The 17023-nt window shown below is 67.2% G+C and carries 13 protein-coding genes; 3 read left to right on the top strand and 10 right to left on the bottom strand.

The genetic code is table 11. The features are described from left to right. Positions 1-8 precede the first annotated feature (8 nt). The 8 genes from OU996_RS14410 to glmU form a co-directional block, all read right to left on the bottom strand. On the bottom strand, positions 9-1376 hold the full coding sequence (locus OU996_RS14410; RefSeq protein WP_267582298.1) for a pyruvate dehydrogenase complex dihydrolipoamide acetyltransferase: 1368 nt from the start codon (positions 1374-1376) through the stop codon (positions 9-11). 14 nt (positions 1377-1390) lie between these two features. Further along, the gene (locus OU996_RS14405; RefSeq protein ID WP_267582297.1) at positions 1391-2806 is read right to left on the bottom strand and encodes a pyruvate dehydrogenase complex E1 component subunit beta; all 1416 of its coding nucleotides are present in this window, start codon (positions 2804-2806) and stop codon (positions 1391-1393) included. 40 nt (positions 2807-2846) lie between these two features. Next, the gene (locus OU996_RS14400; RefSeq protein ID WP_267582296.1) at positions 2847-3146 is read right to left on the bottom strand and encodes a hypothetical protein; all 300 of its coding nucleotides are present in this window, start codon (positions 3144-3146) and stop codon (positions 2847-2849) included. 14 nt (positions 3147-3160) lie between these two features. Continuing rightward, positions 3161-4225, bottom strand: coding sequence for a pyruvate dehydrogenase (acetyl-transferring) E1 component subunit alpha (gene pdhA, locus OU996_RS14395; protein ID WP_267582295.1), 1065 nt, complete (start codon positions 4223-4225; stop codon positions 3161-3163). 259 nt (positions 4226-4484) lie between these two features. Continuing rightward, complete coding sequence (locus tag OU996_RS14390; protein ID WP_267582294.1) at positions 4485-4823, bottom strand: FtsB family cell division protein; 339 nt, start codon at positions 4821-4823, stop codon at positions 4485-4487. A gap of 795 nt (positions 4824-5618) precedes the next feature. Then, a complete protein-coding gene (gene eno, locus OU996_RS14385) occupies positions 5619-6902 on the bottom strand; it encodes a phosphopyruvate hydratase (RefSeq protein ID WP_267582293.1) in 1284 nt (427 codons plus the stop codon). A gap of 118 nt (positions 6903-7020) precedes the next feature. Continuing rightward, positions 7021-8847, bottom strand: a complete 1827-nt coding sequence (gene glmS, locus OU996_RS14380; protein ID WP_267582292.1) for a glutamine--fructose-6-phosphate transaminase (isomerizing) — start codon at positions 8845-8847, stop codon at positions 7021-7023. Positions 8848-8971: 124 nt separating this feature from the next. Continuing rightward, on the bottom strand, positions 8972-10336 hold the full coding sequence (glmU, locus tag OU996_RS14375) for a bifunctional UDP-N-acetylglucosamine diphosphorylase/glucosamine-1-phosphate N-acetyltransferase GlmU (protein WP_267582291.1): 1365 nt from the start codon (positions 10334-10336) through the stop codon (positions 8972-8974). 129 nt (positions 10337-10465) lie between these two features. Between glmU and OU996_RS14370 the strand changes: the two genes are divergently transcribed. Beyond that, positions 10466-10846: a hypothetical protein gene (locus tag OU996_RS14370; protein WP_267582290.1), complete on the top strand. Its 381-nt coding sequence runs from the start codon at positions 10466-10468 to the stop codon at positions 10844-10846. Here OU996_RS14370 and OU996_RS14365 read toward each other — a convergent pair. Next, positions 10806-12428 (bottom strand): beta-1,6-glucan synthase, encoded by a 1623-nt coding sequence (locus OU996_RS14365; protein ID WP_267582289.1) that lies wholly within the window; start codon positions 12426-12428, stop codon positions 10806-10808. The genes OU996_RS14370 and OU996_RS14365 overlap by 41 nt on opposite strands. Before the next feature lie 214 nt (positions 12429-12642). Between OU996_RS14365 and OU996_RS14360 the strand changes: the two genes are divergently transcribed. Then, positions 12643-13137 carry a hypothetical protein gene (locus OU996_RS14360; RefSeq protein ID WP_267582288.1) on the top strand — a complete coding sequence of 165 codons (495 nt, stop codon included), beginning with the start codon at positions 12643-12645 and terminating at the stop codon, positions 13135-13137. A gap of 331 nt (positions 13138-13468) precedes the next feature. Then, positions 13469-15994, top strand: a complete 2526-nt coding sequence (locus OU996_RS14355) for a glycosyltransferase (protein WP_267582287.1) — start codon at positions 13469-13471, stop codon at positions 15992-15994. A 103-nt stretch (positions 15995-16097) separates the two neighbouring features. On the opposite strand, the gene OU996_RS14350 is transcribed toward OU996_RS14355, so the two are convergent. Continuing rightward, positions 16098-16973, bottom strand: a complete 876-nt coding sequence (locus tag OU996_RS14350; protein ID WP_267582286.1) for a VOC family protein — start codon at positions 16971-16973, stop codon at positions 16098-16100. Between the last annotated feature and the right edge of the window lie 50 nt (positions 16974-17023).

Here is a 17023-nt window from a genome sequence, read left to right as displayed (position 1 = left end):
ATCGTTCCTCAGACCAGCATGGACATCGGCTTCTCGATGATCGCCTTGAAGGCGCTGAGAAGCTGGGCGCCCATGGCGCCGTCCATCACCCGGTGATCGCAGGAAATGGTAACGGTCATCTGCGTGGCGACGGCGAGCTGGCCGCCCTTCACCACCGCGCGCTGCTCGCTCGCGCCGACCGCGAGGATGGTCGCGTGCGGCGGGTTGATGATGGCGGTGAAGTGCTTCATCCCGAACATGCCGAGATTGGAGATGGCCGAGGAGCCGCCCTGGTACTCGTTCGGCGCCAGCTTCTTGTTGCGGGCGCGGATGGCGAGGTCGCGGGTCTCGTTGGAGATCGCGGAGAGCGTCTTGGTCTCGGCCTTGCGGATGATCGGGGTGAGCAGGCCCTTGCCACCGTCGATCGCCACGGCGACGCCGATGTCAGAGTGCTTCAGCTTGAGGTAGCGGTCGCCGCCCCACACCATATTGGCATCCGGCACCTGCTGGAAGGCGAGCGCGTAGGCCTTGATGACGAAGTCGTTGACCGAGAGCTTGTAGGACGGCTTGCCATCCTTCTCGGGCGCCGCCTTGTTCAGCTCCTCGCGCAGCTTCATCAGCGCGTCCATGTCGCAATCCACCGTCAGGTAGAAGGTCGGCACGGTCTGGCGGGCCTCGGTCATGCGCTGGGCGATGACGCGGCGCATCCCGTCGAGCGGGATCTCCTCATAGGTGCCCGGCTCGTAATAGGCCTTGGCCAGTTCCAGCACGGCGGCGTTGGACGGCGCGGCCGCGACCGGCGTCGGCGCAGCGGCAGGTGCGGGAGCCGCCGCGGCCGGAGCCGGGGCAGCGGCCGCTACAGGCTTGGCGGCGCCCGGCTGGGCGGTGGCGACATCGGCGGCGACAATGCGCCCGCGCGGGCCGGAACCCTTCACGGCAGCGAGGTCGACGCCCTTGTCCTTGGCGAGGCGACGGGCCAGCGGCGAGGCGAAGATGCGCTCGCCCGCGGTGGCCGGCGCGGCAGCGGGAGCCGCAGCGACGGGCGCGGCCGCGGGGGCCGGAGCCACGGCGGGTTCGGCGGCCTTGGGCGCGTCAGCCTTGGGCGCTTCCGCCTTGGGAGCGGCGCCGCCGGCGGCGATGGCGGTGGCGTCCTCGCCCTCGGTGGCGAGCACGGCGATGAGCTGGTTCACCGGCACGTCGGCCGAGCCTTCCGGCACGAGGATCTTGGCGAGCACGCCCTCGTCGATCGCCTCGACCTCCATCGTCGCCTTGTCGGTCTCGATCTCGGCGATGACGTCACCCGGCGCGACCTTGTCGCCTTCCTTCTTCAACCACTTTGCGAGGTTGCCCTTCTCCATGGTCGGAGACAGGGCCGGCATCAGGATGTCGATGGGCATGGCGTCCTCCGGCCTCAGCGATAGGTGACGGCGCGGGCGGCGTCGATCACGTCCTGCACCGACGGCAAAGCGAGCTTTTCGAGGTTGGCGGCGTAGGGCATCGGCACGTCCTTGCCGGTGACGCGCAGCACGGGGGCGTCGAGATAGTCGAACGCCTTCTCCATGAGCTGGGCGACGATCTCGGCGCCGACGCCGGACTGGTGCCAGCCCTCTTCCACCGTCACGCAGCGCCCGGTCTTCTTCACCGAGGCGAGGATGGTGTCGACATCCATCGGGCGGATGGTACGCAGGTCGATGACTTCCGCCTCGATGCCGAGCTTGGAGAGCTCCTCGGCGGCCTTGAGCGCGTAGTTCATGCCGATGGACCAGGCGACCAGCGTCACGTCCTTGCCCGGCCGGGCGATCTTCGCCTTGCCGATCGGGACGATGTAGTCGTCGAGCTTCGGCACCGGCGAGGAGTGGCCGTACAGGATCTCGTTCTCAAGGAAGATGATCGGGTTCGGGTCGCGGATCGCCGCCTTGAGCAGGCCCTTGGCATCGGCCGCCGTGAAGGGGGCGACGACCTTGAGGCCGGGGATGTGGCTGTACCAGGCGGTGTAGTCCTGGCTGTGCTGGGCGGCGACGCGGGCGGCGGCGCCGTTCGGGCCACGGAACACGATGGAGCACTGGATCTGCCCGCCGGACATATAGAGCGTCTTGGCGGCCGAGTTGATGATCTGGTCGATCGCCTGCATGGCGAAGTTGAAGGTCATGAACTCGACGATGGGCTTCAGCCCCGCCATCGCCGCGCCGACGCCGACGCCGGCGAAGCCGTGCTCGGTGATCGGGGTGTCGATGACGCGCTTGGCGCCGAACTCCTGAAGGAGCCCCTGGGTGATCTTGTAGGCGCCCTGATACTCGGCGACTTCCTCGCCCATGACGAAGACGTCGCCGTCGCGGCGCATTTCCTCGGCCATGGCGTCGCGCAGCGCCTCGCGCATGGTCTGGTTCACGAACTCGGTGCCCTCCGGCACGTCCGGCTCCGGCAGCGCCTCGGGCTGCGGCGGGTTGGCGACGGCCGAATTGATGATGGCGGGCGCAGCCGGGGCCGCGGCGGCGACCGGGGAGGGCTCAAGCGGGGCGGCAGCCACCGGCGGGGCCGATTCGGCGGCCTGCGGAGCCGGCGCGCTCACCGCGTTCGCATCCTCGCCATCGGCCAGGATGACCGCGATCGGCGTGTTCACCGCGACGTCCTGCGTCCCCTCGGGCACGAGGATCTTGCCGAGGGTGCCCTCGTCGATCGCCTCGACCTCCATGGTGGCCTTGTCGGTCTCGATCTCGGCGATCACGTCGCCGGACTTGACCGCATCGCCTTCTTTCTTGAGCCACTTGGCCAGATTTCCCTTCTCCATGGTCGGAGACAGGGCCGGCATCAGAATTTCGGTCGGCATGGCGGCGTTCCCCAAAAAGAACGTGAGGCGAGATCGCGCGTCACTGCGTCGGTGCGGGCAGCACGAACGTCAGGTTGCTGTAGACGGCCATCGAGGAGATGGCCACGAGAAGGGCAAGGAAGAAGGCGACCAGCATCTTGTTGAGGCGGGTCGCGGTCTCGGCCGGCACGTCGGCACCCGCGCGGGTGCCGAACGGCCAGAATGCAGCGGCGATATAGGCCCCTGCCCCGCCCTTGCGGGCCCCGGCCAGCCCGAAGGCGAGCTGGGCGGCGAACACCCACAGCACGACGGCGGCCGAGCCGCCGGCGACGAGGGTGATCCAGAACAGATTGGCCAGCATCAAAACCCCGCCGCTCAGCGCAGAATGTCGGTGTAGAGCTCGGACGGATCGGGCTCGGGATCGTGGCTGGCGAAATCGGCGGCGGCGTTCATCGCGTCGCGGATCTCGGCGTCGATCGCCTTCAGATCCTCCTCGCTGGCCCACTTCTTCTCCAGAAGGCGGGCCCGCACCTGCTCGATCGGGTCATGCTCGGTGCGCATCTTCTGCACCTCCTCCTTGGACCGGTACTTGGCCGGGTCCGACATGGAGTGGCCGCGATAGCGGTAGGTGAGCATTTCGAGGATGTAGGGGCCCTTGCCGGAGCGGGCGAACTCGACTGCGCGCTCGCCGGCGGCCTTGACCGCGCGCACATCCATGCCGTCGACCTGCTCGCCGGGAATGTTGAACGAGGTGCCGCGCTTGGAGAAGTCGGTCTGGGCGGAGGCGCGGTTCACTGCGGTGCCCATGGCGTATTTGTTGTTCTCGATGATGTACACGACGGGCAGCTTCCACAGCTCCGCCATGTTGAAGCTCTCATAGACCTGGCCCTGATTGGCGGCGCCGTCGCCGAAATAGGCCAGGGTGACATTGCCGTTGTCACGGTAATGATTGGCGAAGGCGAGACCGGTGCCGAGCGAGACCTGGGCGCCGACGATGCCGTGACCGCCGAAGAAGCCCTTCTCGATGCTGAACATGTGCATCGAGCCGCCCTTGCCCTTGGAATAGCCGCCACGGCGGCCGGTGAGCTCGGCCATGACGCCCTTGGGGTCCATGCCGCAGGCCAGCATGTGGCCGTGGTCGCGATAGCCGGTGATGACCTGATCGCCCGGCTTGAGCGCCGCCTGCATACCGACGACGACGGCTTCCTGGCCGATATAGAGGTGGCAGAAGCCGCCGATCAGACCCATGCCGTAGAGCTGGCCGGCCTTTTCCTCGAAGCGGCGGATCTCGAGCATCCGGCGATACGCTTCAAGCTCATCTGCCTTGGAGAATTCGAGCACCGACGAAACCTTGTCCGCGCGGCGGCCCGTGGTCCTCGGGGCGGCGGGGGCTTTTCCGACGGTCGTGCTGGCGGCCGACTTCTTCGCGGCAGTTACCATGGCGCATCCTCAGCTCGCGACGAGATAGTGCGAGCTTCATAACGCAGCTTTCGCAACGGCGCTACGCTCAGGACGCAATGGTGCAACGCACAACATGCTGTACGCGCAATGGTTTCTCGATTTAAACTTGAAATCAGTTAATTAACGCATTTAACAAGATGTAAGTTAAGTTCTTGCGATTGCGACGTTTCCGGCAAATCGCGCCTTGGCATGCCGTATACATGACGAAACCGCGACATCCGGGCATGCCGCAGATTTGTCAGTTTGGTACGACCGCACCATTGCGAGATGGGCGCAGCAGCACGAGATCCTTGGGATGGACGAGGTTCAGCAGCGAGCGAGCCTCCTCGTCCAGCATGTCGGCGTCCATCCGGTCGGGCGACAGCAGCCGCACCTTGGATTCGAGCGCCTGGCGCTGGGCGCGGATCTTGTCGCGCTCGGCGGTGAGCTCCTCGTGCTGATGCTCGAAGGAGCGGCGGGCGAGCAGCCCGTACTGGCCATTATAGCCCTGGAAGGCGAAATAGCCGATGAGCGCCGCCGCCCCGAGATGCAGGGTGACGGTCTGGAGAATCGAGCGCCAGCGGGTGCGAATGATCATGAGGGCGACCCTAGCGGCGAGCGGTTGAGGCTCCGTTAACTGTGTTGGCGATGGTGGGGATGGCAGGGGCCGTGAGCGACGGGCCGTTTTGGCCAAAAGGGTGCGCCCCTCCGCCGTCATGGCCGGGCTTGGCCCGGCCATCCACGACTTCCCTTCCGCGCGCCGCGAAAGTCGTGGATCCCCGGGCCAAGCCCGGGGATGACCGCGTGAGGGATGGAGGCGTTTGTAGGGGCGGAGAACTATGCGCTCAACGACCAGGAGGAGATGTCCAATTCCCCGCCACCCCCGTGTCCCGGACGCCTGTAGCGCCAGCGGAAGGCGAGCCGGGACCCAGCGGAAGACTCTTCCGGCCGTGCCCCTTCCGAACAGAACATCAAGGCCGCCTTCGGCGCCGTCTTGCGCTGGACCCCGGATCGGCGCCGTGCGTCGCACGGCTTGTCCGGGGAACGTGGGGGCCGCGGCCCGCGATCCCGGCGCGGCCCTGCGGGCCGTCCGGGATGACGGCTCGATCGGATGGTGCGCGGGGACACATTGCTCTTAGCGCCGCCGCCGCGAGCCAATGACCTGAGAAAGCAGGGTGCCCAATCCGTCGTCATGGCCGGGCTTGGCCCGGCCATCCACGACGTCCCTTATGCGAGCCGCAAAAGTCGTGGATCCCCGGGCCACCCCCGGGGATGACCGCGTGAGAGATGGGGGTGCCCCAAAACGAAACGGCCGGGCACAAGGCCCGGCCGTTCATGTGGTCCGTGGTCGAGAGCTTGCCGTCCGCGCTGAGGCGGCAGCCAGCCCCTGCCCTCAGCCGAGCGACTTGATCGCCGCGCGGCCGGCGTAGATCGCCTGGGGCCCCAGTTCCTGCTCGATGCGCAGGAGCTGGTTATACTTGGCGGTGCGGTCGGAGCGCGCCAGCGAACCGGTCTTGATCTGCCCGCAATTGGTGGCCACCGCGAGATCGGCGATGGTCGAATCCTCGGTCTCGCCCGAGCGGTGCGACATGACGGCGGTGTAGCCGGCCTTGTGCGCCATCTCGACCGCGTTCAGCGTCTCGGTCAGCGAGCCGATCTGGTTGACCTTGACGAGGATCGAGTTGCCGACGCCCTGCTTGATGCCGGCGGAGAGGCGCGTGACGTTGGTGACGAACAGATCGTCGCCGACGAGCTGGCACTTCGAGCCGATGGTGTCGGTGAGCAGCTTCCAGCCCGCCCAGTCGTCTTCCGCCATGCCGTCCTCGATGGAGACGATGGGATAGCGGGCGACGAGATCGGCGAGGTACTTCACCTGGGTCTCGATGTCGCGCACGACACCTTCGCCCTCATAGTCGTACTTGCCGTTCTTGAAGAACTCGGTCGAGGCGCAGTCGAGGCCGATATAGACGTCCTCGCCCGGCTTGTAGCCGGCAGTCTCGATGGCCTTCACCACGAAGGCGAGCGCGGCGTCCGCCGACGGCAGGTTCGGGGCGAAGCCGCCCTCGTCGCCGACATTGGTGTTGTGGCCGGCGTCCTTGAGCGCCTTCTTCAGCGTGTGGAAGATCTCCGCGCCGGTGCGCAGGGCTTCCGCGAAGGTCGGCGCGCCCGCCGGCAGGATCATGAACTCCTGGAAATCGATCGGGTTGTCGGCATGGGCGCCGCCATTGATGATGTTCATCATCGGCACCGGCAGGGTGCGCGCGTTGACGCCACCGACATAGCGGTAGAGCGGCAGGTCGCGGGCGTCGGCCGCCGCCTTGGCGAGCGCCAGCGACACGCCGAGAATGGCGTTGGCGCCGAGGCGGGCCTTGTTCGGCGTGCCGTCCAGCTCGATCAGGATCTGGTCGATCGAGGCCTGGTCCTCGGCGTCCATGCCGCCGATGGCGTCGAAGATCTCGCCATTGACCGCGTCGACCGCCTTGGTCACGCCCTTGCCGAGATAGCGAGACTTGTCGCCGTCGCGCAGCTCCACCGCCTCATGCGCGCCGGTCGAGGCGCCCGAGGGAACCGCGGCCCGGCCCTTGGAGCCGTCTTCCAGCACGACATCGACCTCGACGGTCGGGTTGCCGCGGCTGTCCAGAATTTCACGCCCGATGATATCGACAATGGCGGTCATGCCGTCTCCCCACTTCCTCGCGCGCCCAGACGGCACGCCCTCGCTGTCGGGCGCTTCTACCCGCTCCACATGACATGCGAAAGGGGTGCCGTTCGGGCGGACGAAGCGTCAGGGGCCGCTATTCCACCGTCACGGATTTGGCGAGGTTGCGCGGCTGGTCGACATCCGTGCCCATCTGCACCGCCGTGTGATAGGCGAGAAGCTGCACCGGAATGGCGTAGACCAGCGGCGCGATGAGCGGGTCCATCTCCGGCAGCACCAGCGTCGCCTCGGTCTCCAGCGCCGTGTGCGCCTGACCGGTCTTGTCGGTGAGCAGGATGATTCGCCCCCCGCGCGCGGCGACTTCCTGCATGTTCGACATGGTCTTCTCGAACACGGCGTCATGCGGGGCGATGACCACCACAGGCATCTTCTCGTCGATCAGCGCGATCGGCCCGTGCTTCAGCTCACCGGCGGCATAGCCCTCGGCGTGGATGTAGGAGATTTCCTTGAGCTTCAGCGCGCCTTCCAGCGCCAGCGGGAAGCTGGTGCCGCGGCCGAGATAGAGCACGTCCTGTGCCTTGGCGAAGGTGCGGGCGAGTTGCTCGATCTTCGGGCCGAGCTTCAGCGCCTCGTTCATCAGGCGGGGCACCTCGACGAGAGCCCGCACGAGGCGGCGCTCCTCATCGGCGGAAATCGTGCCGCGCTCACGTCCGGCCAGCACGGCCAGCGCCGCGAGGGTGGCGAGCTGACAGGTGAAGGCCTTGGTGGAGGCAACGCCGATCTCGGGACCGGCCAGCGTCGGCACCACCACATCGGCCTCGCGGGCGATGGTGGAGGTCGGCACATTGACCACCGCCAGCACATGCTGGCCGCACTCCTTGGCGTAGCGCAGCGAGGCGAGCGTGTCGGCGGTCTCGCCGGATTGGGAGATGACGATCATCAGCCCGCCGGGGCTGAGCGGCGCCTCGCGGTAGCGGAACTCCGAGGCGACGTCGATCTCGACGGGGATGCGGGCGATGCGCTCGATCCAGTATTTGGCGACGAGGCCGGCATAATAGGCGGTGCCGCAGGCGGCGATGGAGACGCGGTCGAGCTTGGCGATGTCGAAGGGCAGCTTGCCCGGCAGCTGCACCGTCTCGGCGGCGAGGTCGAGATAATGCGCCAGCGTGTGGGAGACCACCTCCGGCTGCTCGTGCATCTCCTTCGCCATGAAGTGGCGGAAGGCGCCCTTCTCGACGAGAAAGGCCGAGGCCGAGGTCTTCTGCACCGGGCGAGAGACCACCTTGTTGCTGGCGTCGTGGATCACCACGCCCTGCTTGTTCAGCACCGCCCAGTCGCCGTCTTCGAGATAGGAGATGGTGTCGGTGAAGGGCGCCAGCGCAATGGCATCGGAGCCGAGGAACATCTCGCCCTTGCCGAAGCCGATGGCGAGCGGGCTGCCCTTGCGGGCGCCGATCAGCAGGTCGTCCTCGCCGTCGAACAGGAAGCCGAGCGCGAAGGCGCCGGTGAGGCGCGGCAGGATGGCGGCAACCGCATCGGCCGGGCTCGCGCCGTTGCGCATCTCGCGCGACACCAGATGGGCGACGACCTCGGTATCGGTCTCGCTCTCGAAATTGGCGCCCTCGGCGATCAGCTCGTCGCGCAGCTCGCGGTAATTCTCGATGATGCCGTTATGGACCACCGCGACATGGGTGGTGGCGTGCGGATGGGCGTTGGCGACGCTCGGCTTGCCATGGGTCGCCCAGCGGGTATGGCCGATGCCGATATGGCCGCTGAGCGGGGCGGCGCCGAGCGTGGCTTCCAGATTGCGCAGCTTGCCCTCGGCGCGCCGCCGCTCCAGATGGCGCGCCTCGAGCGTGGCGACGCCGGCGGAATCATAGCCGCGATATTCCAGACGCTTGAGCGAATCCACCAGCCGGTCCGCGACAGGGGCGGTGCCGACAATGCCGATAATTCCACACATGGGCGGGCTACTCTCCGCGAAAGCCAACAGCCTAGGGTTTCGGGTTTAACCGCCCGTCACCGCGATACCGAAATCACTTCCGGTGTCGCTTCGTATCGCTGAAACCGCGTCTTTTCCGGGGCGATTACGTCTTCGGCGCAAGGCCGGCGGAGAGCCGCTCGCGCAGGCGCACCGCCCAGCCGAGCTTGTTGACCTGCCGTGCCCGGCCGATGGCGAGCAGATCCTCCGGCACATTGTCGGTGATGACCGAGCCGGTGCCGATATAGGCGCCGTCGCCGACGCTCACCGGCGCGACCAGCAGCGTGTTGGTGCCGATGAAAGCATTGGCGCCGATGGTGGTGCGGTGCTTGCGGAAGCCGTCATAATTGCAGGTGATGGTGCCCGCGCCGATATTGGTGTTCGCGCCGACACTGGAATCGCCGACATAGGACAGATGATTGACCTTGACCCCCGGCGCGAGGTCGGCGGCCTTGATCTCCACGAAATTGCCGACATGCACCCCCTGCCCCAGCGCGGCGCCGGGGCGCAGGCGCGCGAACGGCCCGACAATGGCGCCCGCGCCGACATGGGCGCCCTCGACATGGCTGAAGGCGCGGATGGTGGCGCCGTCCTCGATGGTGACACCGGGGCCGAACACCACATTCGGCTCGATCACCACATCGCGGCCGATCACCGTATCGGCACTGAAGAAAACGGTCTCCGGCGCCACCAGCGTCGCGCCGCCCTCCAGCGCGCGGGCGCGCAGGCGCTTTTGGAGAATCGATTCCGCTTCAGCCAATTGCGCCCGACTGTTCACGCCGGCGACCTCTTCGACTGCCACCTCGACGACACCGGCGGAGCGGCCCAGCGCGCGGGCGATTTCCACCGCGTCGGTGAGGTAGAATTCCTTCTTGGCGTTGGCGTCGGAAACGCGGTCCAGCAGATCGAGCACGACGCGCCCGTCAAAAGCCATGAGCCCAGCATTGCACAGGGTGATCGCCCGCTCGGCCTCGCTCGCCTCCTTCTCCTCGCGAATGGCGAGGAGTTCGCCGTCTTGCGTCACCAGCCGCCCATAGCCGAACGGGTCCGCCGGGCGGAAGCCGAGGACCGACACCGCCGCGCCGTCCGCCAGCGGCGCCCGCAGCGCCTCTATGGTTTCCGGGCGGACGAGCGGCGTGTCGCCATACATGACCACGACATCATCAAAGGGTTGCCCCTCCAGCCCTTGCGCCAGCGCTTCACGCGCGGCGAGCACGGCATGGGCGGTGCCGCGTCGCTCGGCCTGCACGAAGGTGCCCGCCTCCGGCGCCACATGACGCACCTGCGCGGCCACCGCCTCATGATCCGGGCCGATCACCACGGCGAGGCGCGAGGCTCCCGCCTTTAGCGCCGCGTCGAGCACATGCGCCACCATGGGCCGGTTCGCCACCGCGTGCAGCACCTTCGGCTTGGCGGAGCGCATGCGGGTGCCCTCCCCGGCGGCGAGAACGATGACGAGCAGGCTGCGCATGCGCGTGGATCTCCGTGAAATGGATCGCTGTTTAGCGCAGGGCGCCGCGACCCGGAACTGTCGAGAGCGGGGCGAATTGATCGGCACCGCCGCCTATGCGATGGAATCCCCGTTCGAGGAGGACCGATCGTGGCTTACCGCAACTTCCTGCCCAGCGCCCGCGCGACCAACATCATTCTCGTGCTCGGCGGCTTCGCGCTCGGCTGGGCGATCTATATGCGCTACGCGCTGGTCGAGCAGTCGGCCATCGGCCTCGCCTGCCGGGGCATGGAGACCATGACCTGCGAGACCCGCGAGATGGTCATCACCCTCTATGGCTATTCGGTCTTCGGCATCGCCGCGATCGCGCTCGCGGTGCTTCAGTTCATCCGCCCCTCGGTGGCGCTGTTCACGGCGGCCCTGATGGCGACCGCGATCGGCGTTGTCATGTACAACAACAACCTGTCCGCGCTCGCCGCCGGGCTGCTGCTCATCTCGTTCGCCCGGCCGTGGCGAGGCGCCACAGCGTGAGCGAGAGGGCGAGGATCAGCCCGCCCGTCCATAGCGCCTGCCAGTTGGCGACGGTCTCGTTGATTGGGATGTAGAGACCACAGCCGAGCAGGATCGCCGCCGCCAGCATCTCCGCCTGCCGGCCGCTCTCCTGACGCGGCGCCGGCGCGACCAGCGCGTAGAAGGCGAAGCCCGCGACGATGGGGGTGAGGCCAGCGAACTGGAAGTCCTTGTAGCGCGGGTCGAAGACCAGCCCGAAGGCGATCTGCACCACCAGCACCAGCGAGGCCGCGAGCAGGAAGGCGACGAGCTTTTCCAGCCGCGACGTGCCGGGCACCGAGGACGGGTTGAGCGCGACCGCCAGCGTCACCAGCCGTGTGCGCGCGCCGATGGCGGCGGCGCAGGCGAGCGGCACGGCGAGCGCCAGCACCAGCATGGCGATGCCGCGGATCCAGCCGCCGAGCGCGAGGCTTTCCACAGGAACCGTGGCGACAAGGCGCGGATAGAGCAGCCCGCCGAAGAAGGCGATGCCGGCGGTGGCGAACCAATGGTTCCCCCGCAGCGGCGCGACGCCCGCCCCGCGCTGGCCCTGAAGCGCGGCTGCGAAGACGGCGAAGGCCACCAGCACGCCACCGATCGCCTGCGCGATCCAGTTCGGGTGATCCGACACACCCTGCCCCCAGGCGAATTTGAAATCGCGCGTATAGGCGTCGAGGAAGCCCCAATGGCCGCCCACCGTGCCCTCGGAGGCGCGCTTCCACGGCTGGTCGAAGGCCTCGATGACGTTCAGCCGGTAATTCTTCGCCTTGGCCAGCGCCAGCAGCTCCTGAATGACGCGGGCCTGGTTGGAGGGGGACGGCAGCGCGCCCTCGCGCATGCGCCCCTCGCTCGGCCAGCCGGTCTCGCCGATCAGGATGTCCTTGCCGGCGAAGATCTGGCCGACATGCTCACGGATCTCGCCGAGATGGGCGACGGATTCCTCCGCCGCGACCGGCAGGTCTTCCCAGAACGGCAGGATGTGGACGGTGACGAAATCCACCGAGCGGGCAAGGTCGCGGTTGCGCTCCCAGAACTCCCACACATCGGCATAGGTGACCTGCACCTGCGCCGGCACTTTCTCGCGCACTTCCTTGATCATCGCCGCGAGGTCGATGGCGGTCTGCTCGCCGCGCAGCAGCACCTCATTGCCGACGATCACCGCCTTGATGACGTCCGGGTTCTGCTGCGCCGCCTTCACCGCCTCGTCGATCTCGATGCGGTTGTCGGCGGGGTTGCGGCCGATCCAGATGCCCTGCAGCACGGTGAGCCCATGCTTGCGCGCCAGCTCCGGCACGACATGCAGGCCCATCTCGGTGGAATAGGTGCGCACGCAATGGGTGATCTTGGAGAGGCGCTCGAAATCGTCGTCGATCTGCTCGGGCGGGATCACCAGCCCGGCCATGAAGGGCGACTGGCCCGGCCGGAACGGCGCATAGGACACGCAGGGCAGCTTCTCCCCGGCCGCCAGCGGCGAGGAGGGCGCCGGCACCGGATGGCCCAGCCAAGCCCAGACGGCGACGATCGCCGCGCCGACGGCGAGCGCAAGGGCAATGGGAAGACGCATGGGAATCTCCGGCGGAACCGAGGCGGATGGGCGGGCGCGAGCCGACAGGCGGGTAGCGGGGCTTTGTAGCTTTCGCAAGACACGGGGAAAAGTCGCCTCATCGGCTTATTCCAAAGCTGTACGCGGGCCTGTCGTCATGCTGACAAATTCAACCGCTTCACCTACTGTCCGTCGGCTCCCCGCAGTCTCTTGTTACGGTGTGACACTTTCCGCCATGTTGTGCTCAGTTCGTACCCTTTCGGCCGCTCTCATTGGCGGCGTTCTCCTGATGGCCGCCGGACATGGCGGGGCACTGGCGCAGAGCAGCGCGCCCGAGCAGAAGCCGGCGGAACAGAAGTCTCCCGAGGAACAGGCGAAGGAAGAAGCCCAGCGCCGCTCCGTCGAGGAATATGCCGAGGCGGCCAAGCTGCCGGGCAATGCCGGCCTGCCGGAATGCGTGTGGAGCGGGCGGCGCATCACCATGCTGCTGTGGCGCGACGACATCGACACCGCCAAGCGCCATATGGACCTCTATGAGCGTTTCGGCTGCCCGACCGAGCACCTGAAGATCGCGTTCCGCTGCCTGGTGCGCCAGGGCAACATCGACCCGAAGTCGCCCGAGCGCCTGTCCGAGCGTGTTCATGCCTGCTGGGTGAACCCGGATGCGGCGGCGCCTGCCGCGGCCACGCCCGCCGCGCCGGCCCAGCCGGCCCCTGCCGCAGCGCAATAAGATCATGGCGCAGCCCCGGCTGCGACATTGCTGAGACATGGCGCTGCCACAGAGCGGAACCATTGTCCGGCCTAGCGCGTTTCAGCGTCGCTCTGGCCTTTGCGGGTAGCCGAATCAGTTTCCCGCAATGCCACGACGAATGTGCTGCAACCGCGTTAAATTTGGACTATATATCGCCGGTATCTCACTCCATCCCGTGGGTTGTCTCATGCGTCCCGCTGTTCGTGTCGCTGCCGCTGCGCTTGCGGTAGTCACGTCCGTGCATGCTTTTGCTTGGTTGGCCATGCGGGAGGAAGCGTCAGCTCCTTCCGTCGCGGATCGTTTCCAGAGCATGTCCTTCGCGCCCTATGGCCGCGATGCGAACCCCGACAAGGGCCAGGGCACGACCGAGGCGCAGATCCGTGCCGACGTCGATGCCGTTGCGCCCTATACCCGCGCGGTGCGTACCTACGCCTCCACCGGCGGGCTTGAGATGGTTCCCAAGATCGCCGCCGAAGATGGCCTCAAGGCCACGGTCGGCGCGTGGATCGACAAGGACGAGCAGCGCAACGCCCGCGAGATCGCCAACGCGCTCGACGCCGCCCGCAAGAACTCCAACGTCGTCGGCATCGTGGTCGGCAACGAGTCGATTCTGCGCGCGGAAAAGACCCCGGAAGAGCTCATCGAGATCATCCGCAAGGTGAAGAGCCAGACCAGCGTGCCGGTAACCACCGGCGAGACCTGGGACGTCTGGCTCGACCATCCCGAGCTCGTCTCCGCGGTGGACTATATCGCCGCCCATATTCTGCCCTACTGGGAAGGCGTTCCGGCCGATCAGGTCGTCGAGCGCTCCATCGGCATCTATGAGCGCCTGCGCGCCGCCTATCCCGGCAAGCGCATCGTCGTCGCCGAGTTCGGCTGGCCCAGCGCCGGCTATAACCGCGACGGCGCGGTGCCCGGCGAGCTTGAGCAGGCCCAGATCATCCGTGGCTTCGCCGCCCGCGCCGACGCCCTCGGTATCGAATACAACCTCATCGAGGCGTTCGACGCACCGTGGAAGAGCTTCGAGGGCAGCGTCGGCCAGTATTGGGGCGTGCTCGACGCCAACCGACATCTGAAGTTCCCGCTGGCCGGGCCGATCGTACCGGCGACCTATAACGCCACGGCCGCCATCGCGCTGCTGCTCGGCATCGCCTTCTCCATCCCCGTCTTCCGCATGGCGCGTCTCACCTTCACCCAGGCGAGCGTGATGACCGGTGCGGCCGCCCTTGTCGGCGCCTGGCTCGCCACCGTGATCGACCATTGGCTCACGCATTACGTCGTCGGCGGCAACAAGGTGACGTTCGTCATCAGCATCGTGCTGCTGGTGCCGCTGGTCATCGTGATGCTGTACCGCGTCGAGGAACTCGCCACGATCGCCTTCGGCCGCGCCCCGCGCCGCCTGCTGCGCGGCAGCCCGGAGACGGCACCGACCCGCACGCCGAAGGTCTCGATCCATATCCCGGCCTATAAGGAGCCGCCGGAGATGCTGAAGCAGACGCTGGACAGCGTCGCGCGGCTCGACTGGCCGAACTTCGAGTGCCTGGTCATCATCAACAATACGCCGGACCCGGCCTTCTGGGAGCCGATCGAGGACTATTGCCGCGAGCTCGGCGACCGCTTCAAGTTCATCAACCTGCCGAAGGTGGCGGGCTTCAAGGCCGGCGCCCTGCGCGTCGCCATGCAGCAGACCGCGCCCGACGCCGAGATCATCGGCGTGATCGACGCCGACTATGTGGTCCACCCGAACTGGCTGCGCGACCTCGTGCCGACCTTCGAGGATCCCACCGTCGGCATCGTGCAGGCGCCGCAGGATCACCGCGACGCCGACCGCAGCCTCATGCATGAGGCGATGAACACCGAATATGCCGGCTTCTTCGACATCGGCATGGTCCAGCGCAACGAGCATGACGCCATCGTCGTGCACGGCACCATGTGCCTGATCCGCCGCGCCGCCATGGTCGAGGCCGGCGACTGGTCCAGCGACACGATCTGCGAGGACACCGATCTCGGCCTGTCCATCGTCGAGCGCGGCTGGAAGAGCCACTACACCAATACCCGCTATGGCTGGGGCCTGCTGCCGGACGATTTCGCCTCGTTCAAGAAGCAGCGTCACCGCTGGGCCTATGGCGGCATGCAGATCATCAAGAAGCACTGGCGCCGGATGCTGCCCAATGGCGGCACCCGCCTCAGCACCTCCCAGCGCCGCGAATTCACCATCGGCTGGGTGAGCTGGCTCGGCTCGGAGAGCATCGGCGCGCTGGTCGCCATCCTCTCCCTCGCTTTCGTGCCCTTCGTGCTCGGCCTCGGCATCGCCGTTCCGCAGCGCATCCTCACCGTGCCGATCCTGTTCTGCTTCGGCATCTATATCCTGCACTTCATCGCGCTCTATCGCCTGCGCGTCGCCACCACGCCGCTGCGCATGGTCGGTGCCGCCATCGCCGCCATGGCCGTGCAGTTCACGGTCGCCAAGGCGGTCTATGACGGGTTCCGCTACAAGGATCTCGCCTTCGCCCGCACCGCCAAGGGAAGCTGGCTGGCCGACGCCGCCCGCGCCTTCCCGGCGCTGCCGGAAGCGGTGATCGGCGGCGGCCTCATGCTCTCGGCCATCGGCCTGCGCATGACCAACTGGCACGCGGTGGTGGAGATCGACCTGTTCGCCTTCGCCCTCGCGGTGCAAAGCCTGCCCTTCCTCGCCGCCGCCATCATCGGCTGGCTGGAGGGCTCGACGCTCAACGCCTTCGCCACCTGGGCGAGCCTGCGCTCCCGCGCGCTGGCCTTCCTGCCCGGCCGTGCCGTGGCGCAGGGCGAGGCGCTGCCGGAAAAGGCCGGCTCCTGATCGGAGCCGCCCTCCCGGCCAATGGCAGTTCACAGTCTGAATGAAGAAAGGCCCGGAAGTGATTCCGGGCCTTTTGCTTTCTGATGTCGGAAATTGCCGGCCGCTAGGGCACCTGCTCGAACAGCAGCGTGGCGCCGAGGCCAGCGCCGGGGCCGATGACGATCAGCCCCTCGATCTCCTCCGCCGACATGCGCGAGGAGGACACACGCCGGCGCGCCTTGTCGATATCCGCCACGCCGAAACGCAGCGCGGCAAGGCGCAGCCCTTCATCCACGGGGGCGGCCACGCCGAAGCGCTCGGCGAACAGTGCCGGGGTCATCAGGTCGACATCGCCGCGCGGGGTCTTGACGATGTACCAGCCATCAATGGCGCGGCGCAGCGATCCGCCGATGAAGGTCTCGATGAATCCGATATGCCGCTCCGGCTCGGGCGCGACCAGCACGACGCCGGCGACACCCGTGGTGCCGTTCATGTGGCGCTGGAGATCGGACGACCAGAAATTCTCCGGCTTGCGCTGCAGGCAGGTGAAGAAGCCGGCATGGGGCGAGGCCGGATCGCGCGCATAGGCCAGCGAGAAGGCGACCTCGACATCGGAGCCGTCCGGTCGCTTGCCCTGCCGGGCGAAATCGAACAGCTCGAAGCCGCCGAAGCCGGCCGCGTCGAATTCCGCCTTTTCCGCCGCCGGGTCGTTGCTCTCCAGCACCAGCATGGAGAGCCCCTGCCCGGCCTCGGCGAGATAGTCGCGGTTGAAGGCACCGAAGGAATAGACACCCTCGGCCGCTTCGGGGATCGCGTCGGGCTCGGCCACTTCCAGCACCTCGACGAAGAAGCCGGAAAACTGGATCAACCGGTTATGCGTTCCCCACGGGTGGCGGTTGCGCGCACCGACGGTGAAACCCAGCATGTCGTAGAACTCGCCGGCCGCTTCGAGGTCGCGAACCACATGGACGACATGATCAAGGCCACGGATCACCGGCATTCTCCTTATCGACGCATCACGGCGCCCGCGCGGCCGCCTGCCACCCTAGC

It is taken from the genome of Ancylobacter sp. SL191 (genome assembly GCF_026625645.1).
Taxonomy (GTDB): domain Bacteria; phylum Pseudomonadota; class Alphaproteobacteria; order Rhizobiales; family Xanthobacteraceae; genus Ancylobacter.
Note: the sequence above shows the minus strand (reverse complement) of the source record. Positions and strands in the feature narration are given on the sequence as shown.

Excerpts from the sequence above, each read along its gene's own strand:
- OU996_RS14410 (WP_267582298.1), bottom strand. The coding sequence starts at position 1,376 with ATGCCCATCGACATCCTGATGCCGGCCCTGTCTCCGACCATGGAGAAG.
- OU996_RS14405 (WP_267582297.1), bottom strand. The coding sequence starts at position 2,806 with ATGCCGACCGAAATTCTGATGCCGGCCCTGTCTCCGACCATGGAGAAG.
- OU996_RS14400 (WP_267582296.1), bottom strand. The coding sequence starts at position 3,146 with ATGCTGGCCAATCTGTTCTGGATCACCCTCGTCGCCGGCGGCTCGGCC.
- pdhA (WP_267582295.1), bottom strand. The coding sequence starts at position 4,225 with ATGGTAACTGCCGCGAAGAAGTCGGCCGCCAGCACGACCGTCGGAAAA.
- OU996_RS14390 (WP_267582294.1), bottom strand. The coding sequence starts at position 4,823 with ATGATCATTCGCACCCGCTGGCGCTCGATTCTCCAGACCGTCACCCTG.
- eno (WP_267582293.1), bottom strand. The coding sequence starts at position 6,902 with ATGACCGCCATTGTCGATATCATCGGGCGTGAAATTCTGGACAGCCGC.
- glmS (WP_267582292.1), bottom strand. The coding sequence starts at position 8,847 with ATGTGTGGAATTATCGGCATTGTCGGCACCGCCCCTGTCGCGGACCGG.
- glmU (WP_267582291.1), bottom strand. The coding sequence starts at position 10,336 with ATGCGCAGCCTGCTCGTCATCGTTCTCGCCGCCGGGGAGGGCACCCGC.
- OU996_RS14365 (WP_267582289.1), bottom strand. The coding sequence starts at position 12,428 with ATGCGTCTTCCCATTGCCCTTGCGCTCGCCGTCGGCGCGGCGATCGTC.
- OU996_RS14360 (WP_267582288.1), top strand. The coding sequence starts at position 12,643 with ATGTTGTGCTCAGTTCGTACCCTTTCGGCCGCTCTCATTGGCGGCGTT.
- OU996_RS14355 (WP_267582287.1), top strand. The coding sequence starts at position 13,469 with ATGTCCTTCGCGCCCTATGGCCGCGATGCGAACCCCGACAAGGGCCAG.
- OU996_RS14350 (WP_267582286.1), bottom strand. The coding sequence starts at position 16,973 with ATGCCGGTGATCCGTGGCCTTGATCATGTCGTCCATGTGGTTCGCGAC.